General features: G+C 55.2%; 15 protein-coding genes. 11 read left to right on the forward strand and 4 right to left on the reverse strand.

Translation table 11 applies throughout. From position 1 onward, the window contains the following. Positions 1–117 precede the first annotated feature (117 nt). Positions 118–654, forward strand: coding sequence for a hypothetical protein (locus BM427_RS06545; RefSeq protein ID WP_090120234.1), 537 nt, complete (start codon positions 118–120; stop codon positions 652–654). Between the two features lie 13 nt (positions 655–667). Here BM427_RS06545 and BM427_RS06550 read toward each other — a convergent pair whose 3' ends face one another. Beyond that, positions 668–1558: a LysR family transcriptional regulator gene (locus tag BM427_RS06550; protein ID WP_090120235.1), complete on the reverse strand. Its 891-nt coding sequence runs from the start codon at positions 1556–1558 to the stop codon at positions 668–670. A 97-nt stretch (positions 1559–1655) separates the two neighbouring features. On the opposite strand from BM427_RS06550, the gene BM427_RS06555 reads away from it, so the two are divergent. Beyond that, positions 1656–2480 (forward strand): SDR family oxidoreductase, encoded by an 825-nt coding sequence (locus tag BM427_RS06555; protein ID WP_208809145.1) that lies wholly within the window; start codon positions 1656–1658, stop codon positions 2478–2480. Between the two features lies 1 nt (position 2481). Here the strand turns inward: BM427_RS06555 and BM427_RS06560 are convergent, their stop codons facing one another. Beyond that, entirely contained in the window at positions 2482–3426 is a 945-nt protein-coding gene (locus tag BM427_RS06560) for a zinc-dependent alcohol dehydrogenase family protein (RefSeq protein WP_090120239.1), read from the reverse strand. 44 nt (positions 3427–3470) lie between these two features. Here BM427_RS06560 and bla point away from each other — a divergent pair, with 44 nt between their 5' ends. The 7 genes from bla (at position 3471) to glgX (ending at position 15599) form a co-directional block, all read left to right on the forward strand. Beyond that, on the forward strand, positions 3471–4340 hold the full coding sequence (gene bla, locus BM427_RS06565) for a class A beta-lactamase (protein ID WP_090120240.1): 870 nt from the start codon (positions 3471–3473) through the stop codon (positions 4338–4340). A gap of 162 nt (positions 4341–4502) precedes the next feature. After that, complete coding sequence (fdnG, locus tag BM427_RS06570; protein ID WP_090120243.1) at positions 4503–7553, forward strand: formate dehydrogenase-N subunit alpha; 3051 nt, start codon at positions 4503–4505, stop codon at positions 7551–7553. A gap of 12 nt (positions 7554–7565) precedes the next feature. Next, the gene (gene fdxH, locus BM427_RS06575; protein ID WP_090120245.1) at positions 7566–8447 is read left to right on the forward strand and encodes a formate dehydrogenase subunit beta; all 882 of its coding nucleotides are present in this window, start codon (positions 7566–7568) and stop codon (positions 8445–8447) included. Next, positions 8440–9072, forward strand: coding sequence for a formate dehydrogenase-N subunit gamma (fdnI, locus tag BM427_RS06580; RefSeq protein WP_425280057.1), 633 nt, complete (start codon positions 8440–8442; stop codon positions 9070–9072). The genes fdxH and fdnI overlap by 8 nt, the downstream gene beginning before the upstream one ends. 117 nt (positions 9073–9189) lie before the next feature. Continuing rightward, positions 9190–10971 carry a malto-oligosyltrehalose trehalohydrolase gene (gene treZ, locus BM427_RS06585; protein ID WP_090120248.1) on the forward strand — a complete coding sequence of 594 codons (1782 nt, stop codon included), beginning with the start codon at positions 9190–9192 and terminating at the stop codon, positions 10969–10971. Continuing rightward, positions 10968–13478: a malto-oligosyltrehalose synthase gene (treY, locus tag BM427_RS06590; protein WP_090120250.1), complete on the forward strand. Its 2511-nt coding sequence runs from the start codon at positions 10968–10970 to the stop codon at positions 13476–13478. Before treZ ends, treY begins: the two co-directional genes overlap by 4 nt. Before the next feature lie 54 nt (positions 13479–13532). Next, entirely contained in the window at positions 13533–15599 is a 2067-nt protein-coding gene (gene glgX / locus BM427_RS06595) for a glycogen debranching protein GlgX (RefSeq protein WP_090120252.1), read from the forward strand. A gap of 42 nt (positions 15600–15641) precedes the next feature. Here glgX and tehA read toward each other — a convergent pair whose 3' ends face one another. Beyond that, positions 15642–16595 carry a dicarboxylate transporter/tellurite-resistance protein TehA gene (gene tehA / locus BM427_RS06600; protein WP_090120253.1) on the reverse strand — a complete coding sequence of 318 codons (954 nt, stop codon included), beginning with the start codon at positions 16593–16595 and terminating at the stop codon, positions 15642–15644. Between the two features lie 219 nt (positions 16596–16814). Between tehA and yahO the strand changes: the two genes are divergently transcribed. Continuing rightward, positions 16815–17090, forward strand: a complete 276-nt coding sequence (gene yahO, locus BM427_RS06605; protein WP_090120255.1) for a DUF1471 family periplasmic protein YahO — start codon at positions 16815–16817, stop codon at positions 17088–17090. Positions 17091–17414: 324 nt separating this feature from the next. On the opposite strand, the gene BM427_RS06610 is transcribed toward yahO, so the two are convergent. Next, positions 17415–17615: a hypothetical protein gene (locus BM427_RS06610; protein WP_090120257.1), complete on the reverse strand. Its 201-nt coding sequence runs from the start codon at positions 17613–17615 to the stop codon at positions 17415–17417. A gap of 53 nt (positions 17616–17668) precedes the next feature. Here BM427_RS06610 and BM427_RS06615 point away from each other — a divergent pair, with 53 nt between their 5' ends. Further along, a complete protein-coding gene (locus BM427_RS06615) occupies positions 17669–18118 on the forward strand; it encodes an MFS transporter (protein WP_090120259.1) in 450 nt (149 codons plus the stop codon). Positions 18119–18120: the final 2 nt, after the last annotated feature.

Consider the following 18120-nt stretch of genomic DNA (forward strand, 5'->3'; position numbering starts at 1 on the left):
AATATTATTCACGACTTGCCTGATGTTTCCCCCATTGCTAGTATTTGCGCAGGATACTCTCAATAGTTGCAGACCTCTATTGCAACGTCTTTAACAATGGAATGTTCCGAGGTTTATATGTATTTGATTGAATTAAATGATGACGATCTGGAGAATATTATTTCAGATTCAGAGTACTTTACCGCCAGTGATGACGAGTATTTTACTGCCGACGAAAGCGTGGCTGGCTCGGTGGGGTATTTTACCTCTTCAGCATATACAGCGCCGTCATCTTCACGGCAATCCTCACTATCTGGCTCCGTTAAACATTACCGAAAACAGGTAAGTCAATCAGGCTCGCTCAGTGAAAGTAAAAAATGGATAATTGATGAAACGGAGCCAAAAAGCAAATACCGGCTCAACAAACATATCCACATTGAGCCGCAGCACATGAGAAACTATTATATGTGGCGACGGCTTATTCGTGCCGGAACCCATCCACGAGAAGCCGCTAAATTGATGGGCAGTAAATTTTGTTATAAACAGGTCAAACAGAAAAAAAGTATCCAGTTGTTCAGTATCCGCTTAAGTGAAGACAACCGGGTTTTTTTTAGGATTCAGGAAAAAGAACGGATTGTGAAAATACTCAATATTGGTGGTCACTCCTTCGGTTAATGCCGAAAAGCAGTTACGCCACGGCACGTATTGCAGCAATAAACGCCTTTAGCGTCGCCGGAACGTGTCGGTGGCTGGCGTAGTAAAGACACAATCCCGCAATGGGCGGGCACCATGCCTCAAGAACCTGCACCGCCAGCCCGTCGTCCAGCGCCTGGCGGGCATAGGGTTCCGGCACACAGGCGATGCCCAGCCCCAGCACGACCGCTTCCACCATCAACGCATTGTTATCCAGACACAGCGTGCCGGGTACATTCAGCGTTAACGGCTTATTGTCGCGCATAAACTCCCATCGATAGCGCTTGCCACTCGGTAGACGCTGCGCGATGCAGCGGTGTTGCAATAAATCCTCCGGCGTGTGCGGTGTTCCTGCCCGTTCAAGGTAACCAGGCGCAGCAACGGTAATAAAACGAGTGTCGCCGCCAAACGGCACGGCAATCATGTCACGCGGCACCGCTTCGGCCAGCCGGATTCCTGCGTCGAAACCGGCAGCCACGATATCCACCAGACGGCCATCGGTGACCAAATCCAGCTCCACCTGCGGATGTGCCCGTAAAAAATCTGTCACCACATGCTGTAACAGCCAGCGCGCGCCGCCTTCATTGGCGTTGATGCGCAGCGTACCGTGTAGCTCCTGAGGCTGGAAACGGGTGCTGTCGAATACGTCGTCCAGCGCATCCAGTAACGGATCGAGCCGTTGCAGAAAAACCGCGCCTTGCTGGGTAAGCGACACGCTGCGGGTCGTGCGGTGTAACAACCGGACGCCCAGGCGGGTTTCCAGCGCGCGCATGGCGTGGCTGAGTGCCGAGCGGGAAACACCCAGTTCTCCCGCTGCCTGCTGAAAACTCTGTAAGCGGGCCACAAGGAGGAACGCCTTCAAATCGCTAAGACTGACATTTTTCATTGTTGAATTTTTTGCACCACTTCATATCGATTGGTGAGTCTTATTTTAGCACTGGCAGCGGTATAGGCTACAGATCCACTCGCTTCAGGAGGTCATTATGTTGACATGGTTGATTACCGGCGCGTCTTCCGGGCTTGGGCTTGCAATGACGCAAAAATTACTGGCACGCGGCGATCGCATTGCGGCCTGTGTTCGCCGTGCCGATGCACTGAGCGAGCTTCAGGCGCAGTATGGAGGTCAGTTGTATCTCTGTCGTTTTGACATGATCGATACCGCGGCCATGCGGGAAGAAATCGATCGCGCCTTCAGCACGCTTGGCAGAATTGATCGGGTAGTAAGTAATGCCGGTTACGGATTGTTTGGCGCGGCGGAAGAGGTCAGCGATGCGCAGATAGAACGGCAAATCGCTACCAATTTAACCGGCTCAATTCAACTGGTGCGCACGGTGCTACCGTGGCTGCGAGCACAGGGCAGTGGGCGAATTGTGCAGGTTTCATCAGAAGGTGGGCAGGTGGCCTATCCCAATTTCAGCCTCTATCATGCCAGTAAATGGGGGATCGAAGGTTTTCTTGAGTCGCTGGCGCAGGAGGTAAAACCTTTTGCCATTGATGTGGTGATTGCTGAACCCGGCCCGACGCAGACCGGTTTTGGCGGCGGCCTCGATCATGCCCAGCCGCTGGCGATCTATGATGCCACGCCCGCAGGCGATGTGCGGCGCGGCATTGCCAACGGTGATTTCGCCATTACCGGCGATGCAGATCGTACAGTCGAGGCGATTATCGCCGTCGCCGACAGGCAACACCCGCCTCTGCGGGTGCCACTCGGCAGTATCGCTTACGATCATTTAGTGGCAACCCTGGGCGCACGGTTGCGTGAAATTGAAGGCCAGCGTGAGTTGGCGTACTCCGCGGACCGTACATGAATTAAGGCATCGACAACAGTGGTTTTGTAACCCGGCCAGGCTGGCGGTAAAACGCGATGGCCTGCTGCCAGTCGGCAAACGGGAACAACATGACGTCTGCTGGTGGGTTTTTCCGCAGTCGCCTCCAGATATCGTTAAACGTCTGTTGCCAGGCGCTGGCGGAAAGTGAGCCGAGATGGTTGCGGATATGGAACCAGTGCACCGCCGGGAGACGGCGCTGGATGCCGAATGGTTGCCCGGAGAGCAGGCCGTAGCTGATAAACTGCGCGCGGGGCGGTAACGCCTGCAATAACTGCTCGGCCAGCTCACCGCCGGTGGCGTCATAGACCACGCCTGCTTTTGTCGCCGCCAGGCGAATGGCGGCGCTGTCCGTTTCAGGCAGTGGGATCACGCCGCTTGCAGCCAGCCTATTGGCGTGAACGGCGGAGCGATAGATCCCCGTCACGCTTTTCGCACCGCTTTGTCTGGCCCACTGTGCCAGGTAGCCTGCGCATTCGGAACCGGCGGCGGTCACTATTACATGTTGGCCTTGTGGCGAATAGCGCGTCAGCATCATCTGCGCGGCCAGCGGATTAATATACGCGCGGGCGGCAAGTGTATCGTCGATATCATCGGGAACCGGAACGGCCAACTCTGCCGGGCAGTCAACATACTGCTGCCAGGTGCCCTGGCCACGTAATGGCAGCACACGCTTGCCCAGTAAGTGGGCGGTTTCTGGTGTAGTTTCGCAGACCACGCCGACGCCTTCATACCCGGCAATCGCGGGCAGGGTAATGCGGTGGCTGTAGGCCCCGGTAATCGGGATCAGGTCTGAGGCATTGACCGGTGCCAGTAACATTCTGACGCGAAGCATGTCCGGTATGCAGGGTTGCAGCAGGAGGGTTTCGGCGCACAGTGTGGTTAAAGGATCGCCAAACGCGCGGTAGCGCAATGCTGTATTATTCATCTCTTCATTCAATGTATTGCTTCGCATAGCCAGGGATTATATCTATGTTTTTCTCGCCGAAATCAATCTGTTCTCTATTGTTGTTCTTTCTGCCGTCGGTGCATGCCGCTGCCATGGACTCTGCCCGGCTGGCCGAAGTTGTACGTTTGCAGGAGCAGCAGCTTGGTGCGCGCATCGGCGTGGCCGTGGTGGATAGCGCCCGTGGTAAAACGGTGAGCTACCGTGGTGACGAGCGTTTTCCGCTCAACAGTACCCACAAAGCACTACTGTGCGGTGCATTACTCAGCCAGGTGGATAAAGGCGAGCTGGCTCTGACGGAAACCACGCAATTCCCGCGTTCGGCTCTGGTGGCGTACTCGCCGGTGACGGAAAAGTTTATCGCCCCGGCGCGCATCAACTGGCAACAACTGTGCAGCGCTGCGGTCAGCTACAGCGATAACACGGCGGCGAATCTGCTGGCGCAAAAGCTTGGCGGCCCGGTGGCTATCACCCATTATCTGCAAATATTAGGTGACAGTGTCACAAGATTGGATCGCGCAGAACCTGAGTTGAACAGTGCAATTCCCGGCGATGTGCGGGATACCACCACGCCGTTGGCTGTCAGCCGTACGCTGCAAAAATTGACGCTTGGAACGGCGTTAAAGCCCGGTTCACGCGCGCAGTTAATCCAGTGGATGCGCGAGGATAAGGTCGCCGATATGTTATTGCGTTCGACGTTGCCTGCCGGTTGGGTCATTGCCGATAAAACCGGTGCCGGGGATTTTGGTTCGCGTTCAATTATCAGCGTGGTATGGCCGAAAAATAGTACTCCACGTATCGTAGTTATTTATATAACGAACACAAAAGCGACGTTAAAGCAGAGTAATGTGGCCATTGCTCGCCTCGGAAAAGAGATATTTTCCGCGATCAAATAATCCCCCCGCAGCGGAATAAATAGCCGCTATCCCTTTTAAGTTAAATTTCCGATTGCCCCGAAAAAAACGCAAAAATAACCATAAATGGATAATGGTTAAGTGAGGGTAATATCCTTATAATCTCCGTCCCTTTTCATGTCTTAAGTTTAAGCTGGAGGATACATGGAGCTCAACCGGAGGCAGTTCTTTCGGATCTGCGCGGGTGGTATGGCAGGCACAACTGTCGCCTCGCTCGGATTCTTATCATCTTTTTCCGTTCATGCGGAAACACGTCAATATAAACTCTTAAAAGCAAAAGAGACGCGAAATAACTGCACCTACTGCTCAGTCGGTTGTGGAATGCTGATGTACAGCCTCGGCGATAATGCGAAAAACGTTCACGAGAGTATTTATCATATTGAAGGCGATCCGGATCACCCGGTCAGTCGCGGCTCTCTGTGCCCAAAAGGTGCAGGGGTACTGGACTATATTCACAGCGAAACACGTTTACGTTACCCGGAATACCGCGCGCCGGGATCAGATAAATGGCAGCGCATTTCCTGGGACGACGCCATCGATCGTATTGCGCGATTAATGAAAAAAGATCGCGATGCCAATTTTATTGAGAAAAACGCGCAGGGGCTGACGGTCAATCGCTGGACCACGACAGCCATGTTGTGCTCTTCGGCGGCCAGCAATGAAACCGGTATTCTCGACGGTAAATTCACCCGCTCGCTGGGTATGGTGGCGATTGATTGCCAGGCTCGCTTGTGTCATGGCCCGACTGTCGCGGCGCTGGCGCCGACCTTTGGTCGCGGCGCGATGACCAACAACTGGGTGGACATTAAAAACGCCAACGTGGTGCTGATCATGGGCGGGAATGCCGCCGAAGCACACCCGGTCGGTTTTAAGTGGGTGGTGGAAGCACAAACCAAAAATGACGCCACCGTGGTAGTGGTGGATCCCCGTTTTAACCGCAGCGCGGCAGTGGCGGATTTTTATGCGCCGATCCGCGCCGGTTCCGATACCGCGTTTCTGCTTGGCGTAATCCGCTACTTGCTTGAACACGACCAGGTTCAGCACGAGTATGTGCGTCACTACACCAACGCCGGGCTGATTATTCGCGATGATTATGCCTTCAACGATGGTCTGTTCAGCGGCTACGACGCCAGCAAACGCCAGTACGACAAATCAAGCTGGTTCTATCAGCTCGATGACCGGGGCAATGCGCTGCGTGATGATACCTTCAGCCACCCGCGCTGCGTGTGGAATCTACTGAAAGCTCACGTTGATCGCTACACGCCAGAAATGGTCAGTCGTCTGTGCGGCACCACAGTGGAAGATTTCACCCATATTTGCGGCGTTCTTGCCAGCACCAGCAAACCGGATCGCACGGCCACCATTCTTTATGCGCTGGGCTGGACACACCATACCGCCGGGGCGCAGATTATTCGCGCCGCCGCAATGCTGCAACTGCTGCTCGGCAACATCGGTATGGCGGGCGGCGGGGTGAATGCCTTGCGCGGCCACTCCAACATTCAGGGCTACACCGATCTTGGCTTGTTGTCGACCAATCTGCCGGGATATATGCCGCTGCCGTCGGAAAAACAGCCGGATTACCAGACCTATATATCGCAAATCACGCCGCCGTCGCTGGGCGTGAATGAAGTCAACTACTGGCAGAATACACCGAAGTTTTTCGTCAGCATGATGAAAAGCTTCTGGGGCGACCATGCCACGGCGGAGAACAACTGGGGCTACGATTGGTTGCCGAAATGGGATCGTCTGTACGATGTGATGACCCAGGCCGAGATGATGCAGGAAGGAAAAATCAATGGCTATATTGTACAGGGATTCAACCCGCTGGCCGCCTTCCCGGATAAAAACAAATCCTCACGCGCACTGGCAAAACTGAAATACATGGTGGTTATCGATCCGCTGGCGACAGAATCCTCCACCTTCTGGCAGAACCACGGCGAGATGAACGACGTTAACCCGGCTGATATTCAGACCGAAGTGTTCCGCCTGCCATCCTCCTGCTTTGCCGAAGAAGATGGGTCGATTGCCAACTCCGGCCGCTGGTTACAGTGGCACTGGGCCGCAGCCGAGCCGCCGGGTGAGGCATTGCACGATGCTAAAATCCTCGGACGTCTATTTATGCGCCTGCGCGAGTTGTACCAGCAGGAGGGCGGAGCAAACCCCGTGCCGTTGCTGAATGTCAGCTGGGATTATGCCGACCCGTACGATCCGCAACCGGAAGAGATTGCCCGCGAATCCAACGGCAAAGCGCTGCGCGATCTGTACGACGACAACGGTGTGCTGATCGCCAGGAAAGGGGAACAGTTAAGCAGCTTTGCCCAGTTACGTGCGGACGGCTCCACTAGCAGCTACTGCTGGGTCTACTGCGGTAGCTGGACGGCGAAAGGCAACCAGATGGCGAACCGCGATAACAGCGATCCATACGGTCTGGGTTGTACACCGGGTTGGGCGTGGTCGTGGCCTGCCAACCGCCGTATTCTGTACAACCGTGCTTCCGCCGATCCGTCCGGGAAACCGTGGGATGCTAAACGTGCACTGTTGCACTGGGACGGTCAGCGTTGGGCGGGAATGGATGTGGCCGACTACAGCCAGGCCGCGCCGGACAGCAATGTCGGGCCATTTATCATGAACCCGGAAGGCGTGGGGCGTCTGTTCTCGCTCGATAAGATGAACGACGGCCCGTTCCCGGAACACTACGAGCCGATTGAGTCGCCGATTGGCACCAACCCGCTGCACCCGGCGGTGGTTTCCAGCCCGGTTGTGCGCATCTTTGAAGCCGATAAAGCCAATATGGGCAAAGCCGATGCTTTCCCGTATGTCGCCACAACGTATTCGATCACCGAGCTGTTCCGTCACTGGACAAAACACGCGCGGCTGAACGCCATCGCCCAGCCAGATCAGTTTATTGAGATCGGTGAAGCACTGGCGCAGGAGAAGGGGATTGTGGCTGGTGATGTGGTGAAAGTCAGTTCCAGACGCGGCTACATCAAAGCCAAGGCGGTAGTCACCAAGCGCCTGCAGACGCTGACCATCGACGGCAAGCGCATCAATACCGTGGGTATTCCGTGTCACTGGGGTTTTGAAGGGGCAACGCGCAAAGGCTTCCTTGCCAATACACTGACGCCGTCGGTCGGCGATGCTAACTCGCAAACGCCGGAATACAAGGCGTTTTTAGTCAACATTGAGAAGGCGTAAGGAAGCGAAGCGATGTCCATGCAATCACAAGACATTATCAAACGTTCAGCCACCAATGGCTTTACGCCGCCGCCGCAGGCGCGGGATTTCCGCGCGGAAGTGGCAAAACTGATCGACGTCACCACCTGTATTGGCTGTAAAGGCTGCCAGGTGGCCTGCTCGGAGTGGAACGATATTCGCGACGACGTGGGTTACTGCGCCGGGGTTTACGACAATCCGCTTGATTTAAGCGCGAAATCCTGGACGGTGATGCGTTTTAGCGAAACCACGCAGAACGGCAAGCTGGAGTGGTTGATCCGCAAGGATGGCTGTATGCACTGCGCCGATCCTGGCTGCCTGAAAGCCTGCCCGTCGGCGGGGGCGATTATTCAGTACGCTAACGGCATCGTCGATTTTCAGTCTGAGCACTGTATCGGCTGTGGTTACTGCATTGCCGGTTGTCCGTTCAACGTGCCGCGCCTCAACCCGCAGGATAATCGGGTTTACAAATGCACGCTCTGCGTCGATCGCGTCAGTGTCGGTCAGGAGCCTGCCTGCGTGAAAACCTGTCCGACCGGGGCGATCCACTTTGGCACCAAAGCCGAAATGCTGGAGCTGGGCGAGGCGCGCGTGGCGCAACTGCAAAAACGCGGCTATGCCCAGGCGGGCGTCTACAATCCGCAGGGCGTTGGCGGTACGCACGTGATGTATGTGCTGCAACATGCCGATCAGCCGGAGCTGTATCACCATCTGCCTAACGAACCGAAGATCGATGTTCCGGTAAATTTATGGAAGGGCATCCTCAAGCCGCTCTCCGCCGCCGGGTTTATCGTCACCTTTGCCGGTCTGCTGTTCCATTACATTGGCATCGGGCCGAACAAAGAGACGGATGACGAGGAGAATGATGATGAGTAAGATCCTGCGCACCAAATTTATTGATCGGGCGTGTCACTGGACGGTAGTTATCTGCTTTTTCCTCGTGGCGGTTTCCGGCGTTGCGTTGTTCTTTCCGTCGCTGCAATGGCTGACGCAAACCTTTGGTACGCCGCAGATGGGGCGCATCCTGCACCCGTTCTTTGGGGTGTTTATCTTCCTGATCCTGATGGTGATGTTCGTGCGTTTTGTGCATCACAACATTCTCGATAAACAGGATCTGCCATGGATCAAAGGGATCGTCGAGGTACTGAAGGGCAACGAGCATAAAGTGGCGGATGTGGGTAAATACAACGCCGGGCAGAAGATGATGTTCTGGACCATCATGAGCATGATTACGCTTCTGCTGGCGTCTGGCATCGTTATCTGGCGGCCGTGGTTTGCCCACTATTTTCCGATCCCGTTGATCCGCTGGTGTTTGCTCATCCACGCCACTTCAGCCGTGGTACTGATCCTTGCCATTCTGGTGCATATTTATATGGCATTCTGGGTGAAAGGGTCGATCACCGGCATGATTGAAGGCAAAGTGAGCCGTCGCTGGGCGAAGAAACATCACCCGCGCTGGTATCGCGAAGTGGAAACTGCTGAGAAGAAACAGCAGCCATAACCCCACCTGGCCGGAGGCAATCCGTTCTCCGGCCACACTCTCTCTGGCCCTCGCTCCGCTGGCTTTTCCGAATATCGTCTATGATTGTTTCTCGTGACATCGTGGAGAGGAGAAGGCATGGAGTCGAAATCTTTTGCGAAAAGCTGGGGCGCCGATGACATCGGCGAAGGCACGGTGCGCTTCCGTTTGTGGGCAACAGGTCAGCAGAGTATCACGCTGCGGCTTGGCGCTAACGATATCGCGATGCAGCCTGTCGGCAAAGGCTGGTTTGAAACCACGGTTCCTGGCATTGTGGCAGGAACCCCTTATCAATATGTGCTGTCAGATGGTAGAGCCCTTCCTGATCCCGCCTCACGCGCGCAGCAGAGGGATGTAAATGGCCCGTCGTTGGTTATCGATCCTGCCCGCTACCGCTGGCAGCATGCGTACTGGCAAGGCCGTCGCTGGGAAGAGGCGGTTTACTACGAATTGCATATCGGTACCTTCACCCCACAGGGCACCTTTCAGGCGGCCATTGAAAAATTGCCGTACCTGGCGGAGCTGGGCATCACGGTGATTGAAGTGATGCCGGTTGCGCAGTTTGGCGGCGATCGCGGCTGGGGTTATGACGGCGTTTTGCTCTACGCGCCGCATGCGGCCTATGGTTCGCCAGATGATTTCAAGGCGTTTGTCGATGCCGCCCACGGTTATGGCCTTGCGGTGGTGCTTGATATTGTGCTCAACCATTTCGGCCCGGAAGGCAACTATCTGCCGTTGCTTTCGCCGGATTTTTTCCACCCGGAACGCGAAACCCCATGGGGCGCTGGCATTGCCTATGAAGTGGATGCCGTACGGCGCTATATCGCGGAAGCGCCGCTCTACTGGCTTACAGAGTTTCACCTCGATGGCCTGCGGTTTGATGCTATCGATCAAATCAAGGACAGCGCGGAGAAACACTTGCTGGTGGAGATCGCCGAACATATTCGCGCAACAATCCCCGATCGCGCCGTGCATCTCACCACCGAAGATAGCCGCAACATTATTGCTCTGCATCCACGCGGCAGCGCGGGCGAGATCACGCTGTTTAGCGGCGAGTGGAACGACGATGTACATAACGTTGCCCATGTGTTAGCCACGGGTGAAACGCACGCTTACTACCAGGATTTTGCTGATAACCCGGAGCAACAGCTGGCGCGTGCGCTGGCGGAAGGGTTCGCTTATCAGGGTGAAATCTCACCGCAGAGCGGTGAAGTGCGCGGCGTTGACAGCCGCGGGCAGCCACCCACCGCGTTTGTCGATTTTATTCAGAACCACGATCAGGTCGGCAACCGGGCACAGGGCGAAAGACTGCTGAGCCTGGCGGGGACGGTTCGCACCCGCGCGCTGCTGGCGATGCTGCTGCTGTCGCCGCATATTCCGTTGTTGTTTATGGGCGAAGAGTATGGCGAAACGCAGCCGTTTCTCTTTTTTACCGATTTCCACGGCGATCTGGCGCAGGCCGTGCGCGAAGGCAGGGCGAAGGAGTTCGCGGGCCATGCCGGACATAGCGAAACGGTGCCCGATCCGAATGATCCTGCAACGTTTGAGCGCTCGAAGCTGGACTGGCAGAAACTGCACTGCGCAGAGGGCAAAGCGTGGATGGCGTTGACCCGTCAACTGCTGGCGCTGCGTAAGCAATATATTGTGCCGCTGCTGGCAAAGGCGGGCGGCCATCAGGGCGAGGTGCTGGTTACCGCGCCCGGTTTTCTTGCCGTCTGCTGGCGCTTTCCACAAGGGACGCTCTCGCTGGCGCTGAATCTGGGCGACACGCCGCAGCCGCTACCAGAGATGCCCGGTAACACGCTGTTTTCCTTGTCGCAGGCGCAACCTGAGTTAGCGCCCAATGCCATTGTCGTTCGTCTTGCCGGGAGAGAAGCATGAGCACGCCCACCGCAACGTACCGTATTCAGTTTCGTAATGGCATGACCTTTGAGCGGGCTATTGCCCGCATTCCCTATCTTAAGCGGCTGGGGATCAGCCATCTTTACGCTTCGCCGATTTTTACCGCCACCCGCGGTTCGACACACGGTTACGACGTGACGGACGCCAATGAGATCGATCCGGCGTTGGGCGGTCGCGACGCGTTTATGCGCATGGCGGCGGCGCTGAAGGGGGCCGGGATGGGGTTAATTCTCGATATTGTGCCCAATCATATGGCCGCCTCGCTGGAAAACCCGTGGTGGCGCGATGTCATCGCGCAGGGGCAGAACAGCCCGTACGCGCGCCATTTTGATATTGACTGGTCTCGGCCGCTGACACTGCCTTTCCTCGGCGACGATTTTGCCACGGTCGTGGAAAAGGGCGAACTCATCGTTCAGGCCGATCCGCAAACCGGCCATCCCGTTTTTGTCTATTTCGATAGTGTTTACCCGCTGGTGGCGGAAAGTTGGCAGGGACGCGAAACAGAAGTGCTGGCGCTTCGCAACAGCCGCGATCTGATTGCGCTACATGAGCTTCAGCCGTGGCGCTTAACCTGCTGGCGTACTGCGGCAAGCGATCTGTCGTACCGGCGCTTTTTTGAGATAACCGGGCTGGTGGGTGTGCGGGTTGAAGATGAGGCGGTATTTGATGACAGCCATCGCCTGATTCTCGAACTGGTGAACAGCGGTATCGTTGACGGTCTGCGCGTCGATCATGTTGACGGGCTGGCCGATCCGCTGGAATATCTGCACCGTTTGCGCCATAAGGCCGGGCCGGCGTGCTATATCACAGTGGAAAAAATTCTTGGCAAAGGGGAACAATTACCCGCCGACTGGCCAGTTGCGGGGACCACCGGCTATGAATTTATCGCCGCGTTATCAGATGTGCTGGTGGACGATGAGCAACTCGACGTTCTGCGTAAAGCCTGGCATCAAGTGACGGGCAAAGCCGTCGATATGCAAGCGGAGTTACGGGCCGCGAAGCGATTAATGGTCGATCGCAATTTCGCCGGGGAGTTCAGCACGCTGGTGCGACTGGCGGTGGAGATTGGCCACGCTGAAATTCCGGTGCCGCAGGCCAAAGCGGTGCGTCAGGCGCTACGGGAATTGCTGATTGCTTTTCCGGTCTATCGCACCTATGGCACCAGGCAAGGCCTGACGCCAGCCGACACTGAGCGGTTGGCGAAAGTGGTCGATCGGGTCAACCGTAGCGAACATGCGCCGGATCCGGCGGCGCTGGATTTTGTTATCCGCATCCTGCATGGCGACGTGGCGAAAAGTATGCTTCATCAGGCTGCGTATTTCCGCACCCGTTTTCAGCAACTGACCGGTCCGCTGATGGCGAAATCGGTGGAGGATACGCTGTTCTTTCGCCAGAACATGGATCTGGCGCTCAATGAAGTGGGCGCAGAACCGTTACCGCGTACCTTCTCATTACAGCGTTTTCACCGCGAGATGCAGACGCGGCTTGAACAGCAGCCAGATGCGCTGTCGGCGACCTCCACTCACGATACCAAACGCGGAGAAGATGCCCGCGCCCGGCTCTATACGCTGACCGAAGCGCCGCAGCAGTGGGCGGATTGCGTGACGCGCTGGCGTCATCTCAATCGCGACAAAGTGGTGCTGCTCGACGATGGCCCTGCACCAAGACCGGCGGTGGCCTGGATGATCTATCAGGCGCTGGCGGGCGTCTGGCCAGCCACATTACAGGCGGATGATACACAAGGGTTACAGGCACTGGAGACGCGGTTTATTGCATTTCTGGAGAAGGCGCTACGCGAAGCGAAGCAGCGTACCGACTGGATCGAAACCAATGACGCCTACGAAAACGCGGTACTTGATTATGCCCGCCATCTGCTTTCCCCGGAGAATCAGGCATTTTTGCAGGATTTCACCGCCGCTTTACAACCGTTTATTCGCGCCGGGTTGGTGAACAGTCTGACGCAGACCTTAATCAAATTGGCCGCGCCGGGCGTGCCGGATATCTACCAGGGCAGCGAAGCGCTGAACTTCAGCCTGGTCGACCCGGATAACCGGTTGGAGCCGGATTATGAAGAGCTGGAACGGCTGCTGAGCGATGAAGAGCGAGCCGATCCCCATTCGCAGGAGAGCTGGACCAGCGGGCAACTGAAACAGTTTTTTATCGCCCGGCTGTTGCAGTTGCGCCAGCAGAAACCCCACCTTTTTCAGCGTGGCGACTATCTGCCGCTGACCACCTCCGGCCCGCAGGCGGACAACATCATTGCTTTTGCCCGGCAGGATAACGACGCAGCATTAATTGTGCTGGCGCCACGTCTTCTGTTCGGCGTGCTGGAGGGCAGCCTGGCTGGCGCAGTGGTGTCGCTGCCTGCGGGGCTGGCGAACCGTCGCTGGCGCGATCTTCTCAGCGGAGAAGAATTCACACTGAGCGACAGCGTTCATTTGCGTTCTATCGGCGGCTACACCTTCGCGGCACTGGTGAGTGCGTAAAGCGGTATGCAGCATTGTGATATCAGGTAACACTGTTTAAACAGAGAGGGAAGTATGTCTGATTTTTACATTACGGCAGGGCACGGCCAGCAATTAGGGGCAAATTTCGATGGTGATGGCGTTAACTTCGCGCTTTTTTCAGCGCACGCCGAACGCGTGGAACTCTGCTTGTTCGATGCTTCAGGCAAGACGGAGATCGCCAGGCTGACGCTACCGGAAAACACGCATGAAATCTGGCACGGTTATGTGCCCGGTCTGCAACCCGGCGCACTGTATGGCTATCGTGTATATGGCCCGTTCGATCCGGAAAATGGCCACCGTTTTAACCCCAATAAACTCCTGATTGATCCTTACGCACGCGAGCTTGCTGGCAATATCGAGTGGAATGCGTCGCACTTTGCCTATGATCTTAACCATGAAGATAAAGATCTGACCTTTGACGAACAGGACAGCGCACCCTTTACGCCAAAATGTCGGGTTGTGGATACGCAGGAATTTGACTGGCAGGACCAGAATCGGCCGAATATTGCCTGGCCGCACGCGGTGATCTACGAAACCCATGTCAAAGGGTTTACTCAGCTTAACCCGGCGCTGCCTGCGGAACTACGCGGCACTTTTGAAGGCATGGGGCACAAGGCGACCGTTGACTATATCCGTAGCCTTGGCATTACCAGCGTTGAACTGCTTCCGGTGCACTGGTTCCCCGATGATCAGCATTTGCTGGATACAGGGTTGCGCAATTTCTGGGGTTACAACACGCTTGGCTTCTTTGCACCAGCTTCGCGCTATTATGGCCCGCGCGGCATTCAGGGCTTTCGAGAGATGGTTCGGGCGTTTCACGATGCCGGGATCGAAGTGATCCTCGATGTAGTTTATAACCACACAGCAGAAGGCAACGAGCTTGGCCCGACGCTCTCTTTCAAAGGTATTGATAACTTCTCTTACTACCGCACGTTACCCGATCAACACCGTTATTACATTAACGATACCGGTACCGGCAATACGGTGAATACCTCGCACCCGCGCGTATTGCAGATGGTGATGGATTCCCTGCGTTACTGGGCGGAATCGATGCATATCGACGGCTTCCGTTTTGATCTCGGCACCATTCTCGGGCGCGAACCCGAAGGGTTTGATCAGCGCGGCGGGTTTTTCGATGCCATGACGCAGGACCCGGTATTGTCGAAGCTGAAACTGATAGGCGAGCCGTGGGATATCGGCCCTGGTGGTTATCAGGTCGGTGGTTTCCCGCCGGGATGGGCGGAGTGGAACGATAAATACCGCGATACGCTGCGTGAATACTGGAAGGGCGATAATGTCTCGACGGATTTCGCCGCACGTCTTCTCGGATCCGGGGATCTGTATGATAAGCGTGGTCGTCGCCCGTGGGCGAGCGTTAACTTTATTACTGCGCATGATGGTTTCACGCTGCGCGATTTGGTGTCGTATAACGATAAACACAATGAGGCCAACGGCGAAGACAATAACGACGGGCATAACGACAACCGGTCATACAATTATGGTGCGGAAGGGCCAACGGACGATAAAGGTATTCTCGCGGTACGTGCCCGCCAGCAACGGAACTTCCTCACTACATTGCTGTTTTCGCATGGTACACCGATGATCCTCGCGGGCGATGAGTTTGGCCGCAGCCAGCAGGGGAATAACAATGGCTACTGCCAGGACAGCGAAATTTCCTGGATCCACTGGGACGATATTCAGGGCGAGGGCGAGGCGCTACGTGAATTTACCCGTCAGTTGATTGCGCTGCGTGCGTCACAACCACTGCTGCGGCGGGAAAACTGGCGCGACGGGATGGAGATTGCCTGGTTTAATGCTGGCGGCGGTTTCCAGAAACCGGAGCAGTGGGAAGAGGGAACGACGCTGGGCGTGCATATTGGACGCGCTGATTTGCAGGGGCAGGAAGGGATCTGGCACGATGTGCTGATGCTGTTCAACCCGTTTGAAGGGACAGTGCCGTTTCGTATTCCGCAGTTTGGCGAAGGTGGTTGGGTGCTGGAACTGTCAACGTCTGAGAAGGTCAAGCCCGGCGTGGTGATCACAGTCGAGAAGGATTTTGAACTCGATGGCCGCAGCATTGTGCTGTTCCGGCGGCCTTAAACCTCAGGGCGTCAGCGACATAACTGGCTGACGCCCAACCGCTTAGCTTCGAACGAGCAGTTTTCCTTGCAGCAGCAGGGAAAACGTTTTGATCATCAGCAGACCGATCACCAGATTGGCGGCAATAAACAGTGGGATTGACACCCAGTAGAGCGCGCCGTCAGACGCGGCGTGCCCCAGCCGGATAGAGGTAGTGGCGAGGGATGCCACGCCGAAGGAGAAACTCCAGAACGACGGGTTAAACGGTTGGGCGCTGTACCATGGGATAAGACGGATCATAAACAGCATTTGTAACAGACCATAACCGAACAACAGTTTCGCGAACACATCAACCTGGCCGCCGTTGACGCTGAGCCATGCGCTACAGGCAACAAACGCGGGTGCCATCTGAACACCAAGCGAGGTACGCACCGCAGGGGACATCTCATCCAGGTTGCGCAGGCGGCTTAGGATCGCCGGTTCAAGGCTCAACCAGGAGAAGAGCCCGGCACCGAGAAACAGCATCCCGACATCGTTAAAACCCAGCGCGCCGCAGGCCATGGCGCTGATAAAGTTATTGGCGACGGTCGGCAGATAAAGCCCCGGCGTGGTGGCTTCTTTCGGATGGGTGCCGCGCCATAATCCGGCCGTGTGCCAGGCGGCGTAGGCAAGCTGGCAGGTGACGGCGAGCAGAAAAAGGGCCAGTGCCAGCGGGTAACACCAGGGTGTCAGACCGATCGCCACCAGCATGGAGGTGGCGGGTAGCAGGCTGACAAAACTGCTTTTTAGTGGGTGAGTAACCTCTTCGATCAGCGTGCCGGAATGGCGCAACAGGCGGGTGAAAAACGCCAGAGTCAGTAGCACCCAGATAACGGTGGCCATAATAATCAGCGTATTCGCAGGCCACAGTGTGACCGGCCAAAGGGTGGCGGCAAAGCGCCAGGAAAAGCCCAGCCCGATAATACCGAGCACAATGCCAAAATAACCAGCGGGAAGGTTGAGGTGTGAATTTTTCATCACCAGGCTCCTGAATATATCACGGAATAAACTGCGGGATATTGTATATGATATTTTAAATGCATGTTTTATTTATTTACCTTGCTTAGTGGCTTAAATATGTGCATTAAGTGGTCACACTGTAATCTCTTATTCTTCGACTACTGTTAAAGAGTAAATGATCGACTGTGATTTTCTGTTATTTACAACAATCTCATAAACGATCTGGAGAATGCAGTGATGAACAAAAAAAATTTATTGATTATTAGTACGTTAACGTTATTAGCCAGTAATGCGTGGGCCGCGAAATTGATGGAAAAGGCAGACTTTGACAAAGTCTCTTTGCAATATGAAAAGGTCGGTACGATCTCGACAGAAAGCGAGATGGCACCGATGGATGCCCGCCATGAGCTGAGTAAACTGGCCGATGAGAAGGGCGGCGATGTTTATGTGATCACTTCAGCTCAATCCAAGAAAAAAATCCATGCCACTGCCGATGTGTACAAGAAAAAATAAATGCATGATACAGCCCCCGGCATGACGGGGGTTTTATCGTCATCGTGGCTTTTTCTGTTGGGTAATTTTTATATCGCTAATAACTTCCTTGATTTCAGTAATCTTTTAGAGAAAACTTAGCGGCCATCAAGAGTAAGGGAAGTCCCGGGATACATTGTCCCTGGTAAATTTTATAAAACGCGATACAGTGATTCGTACAAGTATATTGATAATGAATTTTTATTGAGGCTACTGAAGATATTATTCTGCTGCGTTTGACTGAAATGAAGACGATTAAAAAAAACTTTATCAATAGATCTTTTTTAACAACGGGTTCACTGATACTCAGGCTAATGATTTGTTTGATTCTTTTTTGTTAAGCAGCTTAACCGCTGCTATCCGCATCTCCGCATAAATTTGACGACATCGCCCAATTGACGCGCTTTGCCTGGCCGGTGGTGCGTGAGGAAGCTGAAGTCTATGGCCTAAGAAGAGCGTCTTTATTTCGCTTTTTTTCATTTTTTTAGCAATATTTTTACCGCTCATCCGTCTACTTCATCGAAAGCATTTATTCACTAATCTGATGGAGTAATAAAATAATGAGAGACTTTGATATGCACGGGCATACGCGTGGACGCGGTTTTGGACGCCATCGGATGATGAAACATGTGATTCTCGGTGTGGCGCTGGTGGTCATCCTGGGGCTGCTGGTGATGTCGCTGTGGAATGCGCTGCTGCCTGCCATCCTCGGTGTAAAAAGCATAGGCTTCTGGCAGGCGCTGGGCGTGCTGGTGTTGTGCCGCATTTTGTTCGGCGGCCTGGGTTTCCGGCCGGGTATGTTTGGCATGGCGCGGGCGCATCGCCGCATGCATGAGCGCTGGATGCAGATGACGCCGGAACAGCGCGAAGAGTTTATTCGCCATCGTCACGACGGTTTTGGCCGCCACGGGCATCGCGGCCACTGCGGATGGCGCGGACATCGTGATGAGCAGACGGACGATCGCGCTCAGCCTGACGAAAATCGCCCAAAAACGCCGGACGCAGAGTGAAC

The organism is Kosakonia arachidis (assembly GCF_900116535.1).
Taxonomy (GTDB): Bacteria; Pseudomonadota; Gammaproteobacteria; order Enterobacterales; family Enterobacteriaceae; genus Kosakonia; species Kosakonia arachidis.